Source organism: Sphaerisporangium cinnabarinum (assembly GCF_055567015.1).
The window spans coordinates 127,692-139,264 of sequence record NZ_JBVHRG010000010.1 but is presented as its reverse complement, the minus strand read 5'-3'; the positions used below and the strand labels follow the sequence as shown (position 1 = coordinate 139,264).

10 protein-coding genes are annotated in these 11,573 nt (G+C 75.0%); 5 read left to right on the top strand and 5 right to left on the bottom strand.

The features are described from left to right. Nucleotides 1-55 precede the first annotated feature (55 nt). The 3 genes from ACZ4MO_RS15105 (at nt 56) to ACZ4MO_RS15095 (ending at nt 4,140) form a co-directional block, all read left to right on the top strand. Complete coding sequence (locus ACZ4MO_RS15105) at nt 56-2,320, top strand: AAA family ATPase (protein WP_175009552.1); 2,265 nt, start codon at nt 56-58, stop codon at nt 2,318-2,320. Between the two features lie 88 nt (nt 2,321-2,408). After that, nucleotides 2,409-3,608, top strand: coding sequence for a phosphoglycerate dehydrogenase (gene serA / locus ACZ4MO_RS15100; RefSeq protein WP_108050173.1), 1,200 nt, complete (start codon nt 2,409-2,411; stop codon nt 3,606-3,608). A gap of 112 nt (nt 3,609-3,720) precedes the next feature. Next, a complete protein-coding gene (locus ACZ4MO_RS15095; RefSeq protein ID WP_074810039.1) occupies nt 3,721-4,140 on the top strand; it encodes a pyridoxamine 5'-phosphate oxidase family protein in 420 nt (139 codons plus the stop codon). 68 nt (nt 4,141-4,208) lie between these two features. Here ACZ4MO_RS15095 and ACZ4MO_RS15090 read toward each other — a convergent pair whose 3' ends face one another. Further along, nucleotides 4,209-4,403 (bottom strand): DUF5302 domain-containing protein, encoded by a 195-nt coding sequence (locus tag ACZ4MO_RS15090; RefSeq protein ID WP_031316400.1) that lies wholly within the window; start codon nt 4,401-4,403, stop codon nt 4,209-4,211. A 272-nt stretch (nt 4,404-4,675) separates the two neighbouring features. Between ACZ4MO_RS15090 and ACZ4MO_RS15085 the strand changes: the two genes are divergently transcribed. Then, the gene (locus tag ACZ4MO_RS15085; RefSeq protein WP_175009638.1) at nt 4,676-5,698 is read left to right on the top strand and encodes an aldo/keto reductase; all 1,023 of its coding nucleotides are present in this window, start codon (nt 4,676-4,678) and stop codon (nt 5,696-5,698) included. Nucleotides 5,699-5,857: 159 nt separating this feature from the next. Here the strand turns inward: ACZ4MO_RS15085 and nrdR are convergent, their stop codons facing one another. Together nrdR and ACZ4MO_RS15075 are read right to left on the bottom strand one after the other, a co-directional pair. After that, a complete protein-coding gene (nrdR, locus tag ACZ4MO_RS15080; RefSeq protein ID WP_175009553.1) occupies nt 5,858-6,388 on the bottom strand; it encodes a transcriptional regulator NrdR in 531 nt (176 codons plus the stop codon). 369 nt (nt 6,389-6,757) lie between these two features. Beyond that, on the bottom strand, nt 6,758-7,021 hold the full coding sequence (locus ACZ4MO_RS15075) for a LysM peptidoglycan-binding domain-containing protein (RefSeq protein WP_186810469.1): 264 nt from the start codon (nt 7,019-7,021) through the stop codon (nt 6,758-6,760). A gap of 435 nt (nt 7,022-7,456) precedes the next feature. Between ACZ4MO_RS15075 and lexA the strand changes: the two genes are divergently transcribed. Continuing rightward, nucleotides 7,457-8,191, top strand: coding sequence for a transcriptional repressor LexA (lexA, locus tag ACZ4MO_RS15070; protein WP_074810036.1), 735 nt, complete (start codon nt 7,457-7,459; stop codon nt 8,189-8,191). Between the two features lie 114 nt (nt 8,192-8,305). On the opposite strand, the gene ACZ4MO_RS15065 is transcribed toward lexA, so the two are convergent. Further along, nucleotides 8,306-9,313, bottom strand: coding sequence for an L-lactate dehydrogenase (locus ACZ4MO_RS15065; RefSeq protein ID WP_021479748.1), 1,008 nt, complete (start codon nt 9,311-9,313; stop codon nt 8,306-8,308). 29 nt (nt 9,314-9,342) lie between these two features. Further along, nucleotides 9,343-11,388 carry an ATP-dependent DNA helicase gene (locus ACZ4MO_RS15060; protein ID WP_255437336.1) on the bottom strand — a complete coding sequence of 682 codons (2,046 nt, stop codon included), beginning with the start codon at nt 11,386-11,388 and terminating at the stop codon, nt 9,343-9,345. Nucleotides 11,389-11,573 lie beyond the last annotated feature (185 nt).

Below are 11,573 nucleotides of genomic sequence, written 5' to 3'. Positions count from 1 at the left end.
ACGCCATAATGGACGGCCGCGCGGGCGGCGCGCCGCAGGTCGAGGAAGGGACAGCGTGGGACGCAACGACGAGCTCCGGCTCGAGCAGGAGGTCGTGGACACCCTCTACGCGCGCCTCGACGAGCTGCGGGCGGCCGCCCGAGCACGCCTCGACGAGGTCCGGCGGTCCGGCCCGTCGGGCTCGCCGCAGAACCGCAGCGAGCGGGACGCGTTCGCGACGCTGTACGAGGACCGCGTCGCGCAGCTCGACGCCGTCGAGGACCGGCTCGCGTTCGGCCGGCTCGACCTCGACGACGGCACCCTGCGCTACGTCGGGCGCATCGGCCTCACCGACGCCGAGCACTCGAGCCTCCTCACGGACTGGCGCGCGCCCGCCGCCCAGGCGTTCTACCGCGCGACGGCGGCCCACCCGGACGGCGTCGTGCGCCGGCGGCACCTCGTGACGCGCGGTCGTGCCGTGACGGGGCTCGAGGACGAGCTCCTCGACCTCGACGCGCCGGAGGCCGTGACCGGCACGACGCTCTCGGGCGAGGGCGCGCTCCTCGCCGCGATGGCCGCGGGCCGCACGGGACGCATGGGCGACATCGTCGCCACCATCCAGTCGGAGCAGGACGCGATCATCCGCTCCGAGCTCGCGGGGGCGCTCGTCGTCCAGGGCGGACCGGGCACGGGCAAGACGGCGGTCGCGCTGCACCGCGCGGCCTACCTGCTGTACGCGCACCGGCGGCTGCTGGAGCGCTCGGGCGTGCTGCTCGTGGGCCCGAGCCTCTCCTTCTTGCGCTACATCGACCAGGTGCTGCCGTCGCTCGGCGAGACCGGCGTCGTGAGCACCACGATCGCCGACCTCCTGCCGGGCGTCGTCGCCGACGGCGAGGAGGACCCGCGCGTCGCGCGCGTCAAGGGCCGGGCGGTCATGGCCCGGGCGGTACGTCGCGCGGTGCGCGCGCGCGAGCGCGTGCCCGCGGCCGACGTGCCGGTCCGGCTCGACGGCCACGACCTCGTCATCCGCCGCCGCGACGTGCGCGACGCCATCGCGAAGGCGCGGCGCACCCACAAGCCGCACAACCTCGCGCGCGTCACGTTCGTCCGCGAGATGCTCTCGCGCCTCGTCGAGCAGTACGGGCGCCAGCTCGGCGAGCCGCTCGTGGGCGAGGACCGCGCGCTCGCGCTGGAAGACCTGCGCTCCCACCGCGACGTGCGCGTCGCGCTCAACCTGGCCTGGCTGCCGCTCACGCCCGAGCGCCTCGTCGAGGACCTGTGGACCAAGCCCCACCGGCTCGCCGAGGCCGCGCCCGAGCTCTCGCCCGAGGACCGGAGGCTGCTCGAGCGACCGAAGGGTGCGCCCTGGACGCCCGCGGACGTCCCGCTGCTCGACGAGGCGGCGGAGCTGCTCGGCGAGGACGACCAGGCGGAACGGGCCGAGGCCGCCGCGCGCGCGGCGCAGCGCGCGCAGGACCTCGAGTACGCGCGGCAGGTGCTCGAGTCGTCCGGTGCGGGCGGCGGTATCGTCGGGGCCGACGTCCTCGCCGAGCGGTTCGCCGCGAGCGGCCCGCGCCTGACCACCGCCGAGCGCGCCGCGCAGGACCGCACGTGGACCTACGGCCACGTGGTGGTCGACGAGGCCCAGGAGCTGTCCGCCATGGCGTGGCGCATGCTCGTGCGCCGGTGCCCGACGCGGTCGTTCACGGTGGTGGGCGACGTCGCCCAGACGTCGTCGCTCGCGGGCGCACGGTCGTGGAAGGGCATGCTCGACCCGGTCTTCCGCGACGCGTGGCGGCTCGCGGAGCTCACCGTCAACTACCGCACCCCGGCCTCCGTCGCGGACGCGGCCCGACGCGCGGCCGTCGCGGCCGGCCTCCCGGTCTCGCCGCTGACGTCCGCGCGCGACGTGGAGGACGCCCTGCGCGTGGTCTCGGTGGCACCGGGCGCGCTCGAGGCACGGGTGCGAGCGGAGGCCGAGGCAGCGCGCGCGGAGTTCGTCGCCGCGGAGTCCGGCCGGGTCGCCGTCGTCGCGGCCGCGCCCGCGGTCCCCGCCCTGCGGGCCGCGCTCGGGCTCGCCGACGCGGGCGGGGAGGACCCGGTCGTCGTGCTCGACCCGGTGCAGGTCAAGGGCCTGGAGTTCGACGCCGTCGTGCTCGTCGAGCCCGCCGAGGTCGCGACCGGGCCGTCGGGTGCGTCCGACCTGTACGTCGCCATGACGCGACCGACGCAGCGCCTCGTCGTCGTGCACGCGCTCCCGCTGCCCGCCGGCATCGCGCCCGCGCCGTCCGACGACGCACGAGTCGCCGCACGGGGCGCCGCACCGGGGGCCGAGGCCTGACGGAGGTCCCGTCCGGGCGCGGGTTCACCTCGTCCCGAGGGTCAAGACCCGTTTGGTCCGGACCGCGGACCGGGCGCACCATGGGGGCGTGCTACGCGCCCTCCTCCTCGAAAACCTGCACCCCCTCGCCGCCTCGAACCTCGAGGCCGCGGGCATCGACGTCACCGTCCGCACCGGGGCCCTCGACGAGTCCGAGCTGATCGAGGCGCTCGACGGCGTCCACCTGCTCGGCATCCGGTCCAAGACGAACGTCACGGCGAACGTGCTCGAGAACGCCCCCGACCTGGTGGCGCTCGGCGCGTTCTGCATCGGCACGAACCAGATCGACCTGCGCTCCGCCGCGACGCAGGGCGTCGCCGTGTTCAACGCGCCGTTCCAGAACACGCGCTCCGTCGTCGAGCTCGCGCTCGCGGAGATCATCGCGCTCACACGCCGCCTCACCGAGCGCGACCGCGCGCTGCACGAGGGTCGCTGGGACAAGTCGGCGGAGGGTGCGCACGAGGTCCGCGGCCGCACGCTCGGCATCGTCGGCTACGGCAACATCGGCACGCAGCTCTCGGTCGTCGCCGAGAACCTCGGCATGTCGGTCGTCTTCTACGACACGGCGGAGAAGCTCGCGCTCGGCAACGCGCGCCGCATGGACACGCTCGACGAGCTGCTCGAGCAGGCCGACGTCGTCACGCTCCACGTCGACGGGCGTCAGGGCAACGCCGGGCTGTTCGGCGCCAAGCAGTTCGCCCGCATGCGCCAGGGCTCGATCTTCCTCAACCTGTCGCGCGGGTTCGTCGTGGACTACGGCGCACTGCGCGAGGCGATCGTCGAGGGCCGCGTGGCCGGCGCGGCGGTCGACGTCTTCCCGCACGAGCCCAAGCGCAAGGGCGACGCGTTCGACTCCGAGCTGCGCGGCCTGCCGAACGTCATCCTCACGCCGCACATCGGCGGCTCGACGGAGGAGGCGCAGGAGGCGATCGGGCAGTTCGTGTCCGCCAAGCTGCGCGACTACCTCACCACCGGCTCGACGACGCTCAGCGTCAACGTGCCCAACCTCGCGCTCGAGCAGACGACGGGCATCACGCGCATCACGCACCTGCACCGCAACACCCCCGGCGTCCTCGCCGCCGTCAACGCGACCCTCGCCGAGCACGGGACGAACATCGAGGGCCAGCTCCTCGCCACGCGCGGCGAGATCGGCTACGTCGTCACCGACGTCGGCTCGCGCGTGGAGCCGGCCGTCATCGAGGCGCTGGCCGCGATGGAGCAGACGATCGCCCTGCGCATCCTCGACTGACACAGCCCGGAAGACCTTCGCCGCGCGCGGTCCGTCCGCACGCGGCGAAGGTCCCCGGTGGCCGTGACCTTCGCCGCTGAGCGCCTCTCGCGCGCCGGTGCCACGATGAGGCATGACCGGATACATGCACGACGGGCCGCAGATCCTCGACGCCGACGCGTCGTGGGACCTCGTGGAGGGGACCCACGTCGCACGCCTCGCCGTGAGCGTGCGGGGCGAGCCGGACATCTACCCCGTCACCGTGCTGGTGCACGAGCGCACGCTCGGGTTCCGCACCGTGCCGGGGACCAAGCTCGCGACGCTCGCGACCAACGAGCGGGTCGCGCTCGAGTGGGACCACGTCGACGACGACGGCGCGTGGAGCGTGGTCGTGCGCGGGACCGCCCACCGGAGCCGGACCGAGCACGAGGTGGAGGCCGTCCAGGACGGCGCGGACCCGCTCGTCCCCACCGTCGACGTCCCGACCGAGGAGTGGGTCGTGGTCGAGGCCCGCGAGATCACTGGACGGCGCTTCGCGCGCGCGGAGCCGTAAGGCCGCGCGTGGCCGGACGCGCGACGTCCGGCCGCCCCGCGAGGGACGACCGGACGTGGGGCTCGGGCTCAGCCGGACTTGCGGCGGAACGTGCGCTGGACCGGGCCGACGGTCTCGGAGCCGTGCACGGAGCCCGTGTTCGACTCGCCGTCCGCCGTGCGGTGGCGTGCGGCGTTCTTCCGGTCGAGCGCCTCCCGGAACTTCGCCTTGGCCTCCTCGGTCGGTGCGGTCTCTGCAGCGGGTCGCTGCTGGTCGGACGCCATGGCGGTCTCCTCGTCGACGGGGAACTCGGTGGGGGCACTGCGTTCGGCCCGACGCGTCGGGCACCCCGTCAGCCTCCCCCACCGCGCCGCCCGACGCCACCTGATTTGTCCGCTCGGCCCACCGGCTCGGTCCGTGCGCGGGCTGCCTCCGCCACCGCGCCGCACGAGCCGTCGGGTAGCGTCGGGGCGTGTCGCCCGACCCCACGCCGCAGCCCGCCCCTGCCCGCACCGACGACGCCGACGACGCCGGCCGCCCTGCGCCGGCACCGGCCGTGCTCCCGCACCGCGCGCTCGGCCGCAGCGGCCTGCGCCTGCCCGAGATCGCACTCGGCCTCTGGCAGAACTTCGGGGTCGCCGACCCGTTCTCGACGCAGCGCGAGATCGTCCTGCACGCCGTCGACCGTGGCGTGACGCACCTCGACCTCGCCAACAACTACGGGCCGCCCGGGGGCGCCGCGGAGGAGTCGTTGGGTCGGCTGCTCGCGCGCGAGCTGCGCCCCGTGCGCGACGAGCTCGTCGTGACGACCAAGGCGGGATACCGCATGGGTCCCGGCCCGTACGGCGAGGGGGGCTCCCGGAAGTACCTGCTCTCGTCACTCGACGCGTCACTGCGCCGGCTCGGCCTCGACCACGTCGACATCTTCTACTCGCACCGCTACGACCCGTCGACCCCGCTCGAGGAGACCATCGGCGCGCTGGCGACGGCCGTGCGGTCGGGGCGCGCCCGCTACGCCGGGATCTCGTCGTACTCCGCCCGGCGCACCCGCGAGGCCCTGCGGGTCGCGGGCGACGTCGGGGTCGAGCTCGTCGTCACCCAGGTCTCCTACTCGATGCTCAACCGGTGGGTCGAGGCGCCCGACCCGCACGACGAGGCGGGGGCCGGCGTGCTCGACGTCGCGGGTGCGGAAGGGCTCGGCGTCGTCGCGTTCTCCCCGCTCGCCCAGGGCATGCTCACGGACCGCTACCTCCACGGGGTCCCGGAGGGGTCGCGCGCGGCGCGCGGAGGTCCGCTGCGCCCGGCGTTCCTCTCCGAGGAGAACCTCGACCGCGTGCGCCACCTGGACGAGCTCGCGCGCGCCCACGGGCGCACCCTCGCGTCCACGGCGATCCGCTGGGCGCTGCGCGACGAGCGCGTGACGTCGGTCCTGCTGGGCGCGAGCTCGACCCGGCAGCTCGACGAGAACCTCGCGGCCCTCGACGCCCCCGACCTCTCCCCGGAGGAGCTCGCGGCCGTCGACGCCCTCCCCGTGGACACGGGCATCAACATCTGGGCGTCGCGCTCGAGCGACCTGTAGCACGCGTGCCGCGTGCGCCCGCCTGCCGCGTGCGCCCGTCTGCCCAGCGCGGCGTCGCGGGGTCCGCGTCGGGGCGCCTCGACGACCCGAGGCGCGAGCCCCGGGGCGGGTGGCGCGGACACGGGGCGCGGGCAGGAGGCGCGGTACGCCGTCCGGCTGTCAGGCCTGGGGTGCCGCCTCACGCTCGGTAGCGCCGTCGTCGGTGGCCTCGGCCGCCGCACGCCCGGCCGCCGCCTCGCGTTCCTCCCGGTCCACGCGCAGCGACGTGATGGCGCTCTCGAAGTCCTCGAGCGAGTCGAACGCCTGGTAGACGCTCGCGAAGCGGAGGTAGGCGACCTCGTCGAGCTCACGCAGCGGTCCGAGGATCGCGAGGCCGATCTCGTAGGCGTCGAGCTCGGCGCTGCCGCTCGCGCGGATCGTCTCCTCGACACGCTGCGCGAGGACGGCGAGGTCGTCCTCGTTGACCGGCCGCCCCTGACAGGCCTTGCGGACGCCGTTGACGATCTTCTCGCGCGAGAAGGGCTCCGTCACGCCGGACCGCTTGACCACGGACAGGCTCGCGGTCTCGATGGTGGTGAAGCGGCGGTTGCACTCGGGGCACTGACGCCGACGCCGGATCGAGGCGCCGTCGTCGGACGTGCGGGAGTCGACGACGCGGGAGTCCGCGTGACGGCAGAACGGGCAGTGCATGGCGGGCTCCTCCGCGGGTCGCGCCGACGGGTCGGCGCGACGAACGTATGCCGTCCCGGGCGGACGGTGCAACACGCCGGACGCCCCGCCCGACCACGGACAGCAGAACGGGGGCGGTCGTGGTCGACCGCCCCCGTCGGGACGCCCCCGTCCCCATCTCGCGCGCGACTCGCCTCGCGCGCGGCGACGTGCACAGGAGTCGCGGTGGTCCGCGCACCCCTCGCCTCGTCCGCCCAGCCCCCCAGCCGGCGTGTGAGGTGACACTAACTTAGGCAGACCTAACGGCTGGGCGCAACCCTCCGCCGGGCCCGATCGCCCGTCCGCGCCGTGCGCTACGTCACACCGCGAGGGCTCGCGCGCCGTGCCCCGTCACCGCTCGGCGACGGGAAGGAGGATCGCCTGACCGGCCTCCACACCGGACGACGACAGGCCGTTCAGCTCCACGAGCCCGCTGACCACCTCGCGCAGGTCTTCACCGGGGTTCGCGACGCCCTGCGCGAGCTCCCACAGCGTCTCCCCCGAGCTCACGACGTGGACGCGCACCTCGACCGGCTCGCCCGGCCCGCCGGCGACCGCCAGGCCGACGCGCGCGGCGAGCACGAGCACGACCGCCACGAGCAGGACGAGAACCACCCGACCGCGTCGCGTGATGCGCAGCGGAGCCTCCGCCCGCGCACCCCGCGCCGATCCGCCACGCGCGAACCCGGTCGGCGTCGCCATCGCCATCGTCTCCATGTCCCCTCCGTCCCGGCCCGCGGGCCCGATCGCCTTCCCCGGTCGATCGGACCCGCGCACCCGTCTCGCTCCCGCCCGACCGCTGCGGTCGAACACCTGTACGTAGAACATCTGTACGAAGGTCTATCACGAACGACCGACAGAGTCGAGACATGCTCGAACAGGTGTTTGATTCGTGTCGCATCCTCCCCTAACCTGGGGTCAGGTCGGTTCGCCGGACATGTCCGCTCGGACCCGGAGAGGCGACCGAGGTCCCGGGGTGCACGCCCCGGGAGGGGAAGCCGCAGGCCCGGCCGGGGCCGGTGGCACGCGACGGACGAGGGCGGAGCGACCATGGCGGGACGAGGCACGGACAGGGCACGGGGGCTCGCCGAGGTGCGCGAGCTGCCGGACGGGTCGGCAGGGGGTGACGGGCTCACCCCGCGCCAGCGGCTCGTGCTCGAGACCATCCGCGCGTGCGTCGAGCAGCGCGGCTACCCGCCGAGCATGCGCGAGATCGGCGAGGCCGTCGGGCTCACCAGCCCGTCCTCCGTCAAGCACCAGCTCACGACGCTCGAGCGCAAGGGCTTCCTGCGCCGCGACCCGAACCGCCCGCGCGCGATCGAGGTCGTCCAGCCCGACGACTCTCGCCGTGCCACCCCCCTCGCGCCCGCCGGGGCAGCACCCGAGCCCACGTACGACGAGGCCCACCCCGCGCCGTCGTACGTCCCCGTCGTGGGCCGCATCGCCGCCGGTGGTCCCATCCTCGCGGAGCAGGTCGTGGAGGACGTCTTCCCGCTCCCGCGCCAGCTCGTCGGCGAGGGCGAGCTCTTCCTCCTGCGCGTGCAGGGCGACTCGATGATCGACGCGGCGATCTGCGACGGCGACTGGGTCGTCGTGCGCCGTCAGCCGGTCGCGGAGAACGGCGAGATCGTGGCCGCCATGATCGACGGCGAGGCGACCGTCAAGAGCCTGCGACGCGCGGACGGCCACGTGTGGCTGATGCCGCACAACGCCGCGTACGAGCCGATCCCCGGGGACGACGCCCAGGTGCTGGGGCGCGTCGTCTCCGTCCTGCGCAGCCTCTGAACCGTCCCCGCGCAGTCTGCGCGCGAACCGCGAGCAGGGTCCGGACAGCACGAGAGCCGGGTGGTCCCTCGACCACCCGGCTCTCGTCGTGCAGGGCCCGCCGGGCCCGCGGGCTCAGAGCCCGAAGCGCCGCGCGACCGCGCGCAGCGACTCCGCGGACGAGCGCAGGCCCGCCAGCTCGTCGTCCGCCAGCGGGACCTCGACACGCTCCGTGGCTCCACGACGGTCGACGAGCGTCGGGAGCGAGAGGCACACGTCCTCGAGCCCGTAGATGCCGTCGAGGAGGGTGGACACGGGGAGCACCCGGTGCTCGTCGGCGAGCACCGCCTCGATGATCCGGGTGCCCGCGAGCCCGACGGCGTAGTTCGTCGCGCCCTTGCCCTCGATGATCCGGTAGGCCGACTGCACGACCTCGCGCGCGATCTCGTCGCGCACGTCGCCCGTGAGCGGCCCCCGGCCGCCGATGCCCTGCCACTCGAGCAGCGGTGCGCCGCCGATCGTCGCGGAGCTCCAGAGCGGGATCTCGCTGTCGCCGTGCTCCCCGGCGATGTATGCGTGCACGTTCTGCACCGCGACGCCGCAGTGCTGCGCGACGAGGAACCGCAGCCGCGAGGAGTCGAGCACGGTGCCGCTGCCGAAGAGCTGCGTCGGGGGCAGCCCCGAGAACTTGAGCGCCGCGTACGTGACGATGTCGACGGGGTTGGTCACCATGACGTAGACGGCGTCCGGAGCGACCTCCACGAGGCCCGGGAGGATCGTCCGCATGAGACCGATCGTGCCCTCGGCGAGGTCGAGACGCGTCTGGCCCGGCTTCTGCTTGGCGCCGGCCGTCACCACGACCACGTCGGCCCCCGCGCACACCGCGACGTCGTCGGACCCCTCGACGCGCGCCATGGGCATGAACTGGATGCCGTGCTGGAGGTCGAGGACCTCGGCCTCGACCTTCGCGCGGTTGACGTCGAGGAGCGCCACCGTGCGCGCCGCGCCGCGCATGAGCGCGGCGTACGCCAGCGTCGAACCGACGGCCCCGGCACCGACGATCGCGAGCTTCGTGGTCCGCGCTCCCCCTCCCGGACCGCCCGTGGTCGCGTCGCCGGTGCCCTGCGGTGACGTGCTCGTCATGTCGCCTCCGTGAAGTCGCTGGAATGGGCTCAGCCTAGGGCGGCGAGGCGACGGAGCGCAGCGGTGGCCACGTCGCGGTCGGTCGTCTGCCAGAACCCCGGCATGGACCGCGTGAGGAACGACCCGTAGCGCGCCGTCACGAGCCGCGGGTCCAGGACCGCGACGACGCCGCGGTCGGCCGTGGACCGGACGAGCCGTCCGGCGCCCTGCGCGAGCAGGAGGGCCGCGTGCGTCGCGGAGACCTGCATGAACCCGTTGCCGCCCGCGGCCTCGACCGCGCGAGCGCGGGCCGACTTCACCGGGTCGTCCGGGCGCGGGAACGGGATGCGGTCGATGAGCACGAGCTGGCACGACGGCCCGGGCACGTCCACGCCCTGCCACAGCGACAGCGTGCCGAACAGGCACGTCGCCGGGTCCTCCGCGAACTCCCGGACGAGCGTCGGCAGCTGGTCGTCGCCCTGGCACAGGATCGGCACGTCCAGCCGCTCGCGCATCGCCTCCGCCGCGGCCACCGCGGCGCGCCGCGAGGAGAACAGGCCGAGGGTTCGACCGCCTGCCGCCTCGACGAGCGCCGCGATCTCGTCGAGCTGGTGCTCCGTGGACGCCTCCCGGCCGGGCGTCGGCAGACGCTTCGCGACGTAGAGGATGCCCTGGCGCGGGTAGTCGAACGGGCTCCCGACGTCGAGCCCGCGCCACCGCGGCGCGTCTCCGTCGGCCGCGTCCGCGGCGCCGCCCGCCGCCCCGGGGCCGAGCCCGAACGTGCGCGCGACGGCGTCGAAGCTCCCGCCGAGCGCGAGCGTCGCGGACGTGAAGACGCCGGTGCGCTCCGTGAGCAGGTGGGTGCGGATGAGGCCCGCCACGCCGAGCGGGGCGGCGTGCAGGCGGCTCGCGCCGTCGCCGAAACGGTCGCCGGACCAGCCGCCCTCCCCGGGCCGCGAGCACCACAGCACGTCGTGGCCCGTGGGGTCGGCCGCCATGCGCTCCGCGACCTCGAAGAGCTGCAGCATCGTCGACTGCGCCATCTTCAACCCCGTGTCCGGCTGGGCCGGCTTCGTGACGCCGGTCTCGGGCTTGAGCGTCGAGAGCACCTCGCGCGCCGCGTCCCGCACCGCCGCGACCGCCGACCGCGCGGCGTCCGGCAGGCCGTCGGGGAAGCGCTCGGCGGGCAACGACCCGACGACCGTGCCGAACGCGGCGGAGGCGGCGTCGAGCGCGTCCGTCGTGACCCCGCCGTGGCGGCGCGCGAGGCGCGCCGCGCTCTCGATCGCCGGGACCGAGAGATCGACCGTCGCGGCCGCCGTGACACGGTCCGCGAGCTCGTGCGCCTCGTCGACGACGAGCACGTCGTGCTCGGGCAGCACCCCGGGTGACCCCATGGCCGCGATGCCGAGCATCGCGTGGTTCGTCACGACGACGTCCGCCTCGCGCGCCGTGGCGCGCGCCCGCTCCGGGAAGCACTCGGCCAGCAGGGGGCAGCGCTGGCCCAGGCACTCGAGCGCCGTGACGGAGACCTGCCGCCACGCCTTGTCGCTCACGCCGGGGACGAGGTCGTCGCGGTCGCCCGTGGGCGTCTCGTCGGCCCACTCGCGCAGGCGCACGACCTGCTCGCCGAGGGCCGCCATGCTCGTCCCGCCGCGCGCCGCGGGGTGGTCGGCAGCGCCCGCCGCCTCGCCGGGGAGGTCGAAGAGCGTGGGCTCGTCCGCGGGGTAGCCGCCCGCGATCTTGTGCACGCACAGGTAGTTGTGCCAACCCTTGAGCAGCGCGATCGACGCGGGCCGCGGGAGGCGGTCCGCGACGGCGTCCGCCACGAGCGGGAGGTCCCGCGTGATGACCTGGCGCTGGAGGGCGAGGGTCGCCGTCGAGACGACGACGCGCTCGTCGGTCGCGACCGCGTGGCGCACCGCCGGGACGAGGTAGCCGAGCGACTTGCCCGTCCCGGTCCCGGCCTGGACGACGAGGTGCTCGGAGCCCTCGATGGCGTCCGTGACGGCCCGCGCCATGGTCCGCTGGCCGTCGCGCCGCGCGCCGCCCAGTCGCGTGACCGCGAGGTCGAGGAGCTCCTCGACGGCGGGCACGTCGCCTGACGCCGACGCAGCCGCGTCCGCCCCGGCCCGGCCCGTCGCCTCCGTGTCCGGACGGTCGGGCACGGGTGCGGTTCGGGTGGAGGGGGGCACGCGACGAGTCTACGGTCGGGCGCCCACGCCGCGGGCGAGGGCTGTGGACGCGGCGGAGACGGGAGACCCCGCGCGGCGCAGGCCGC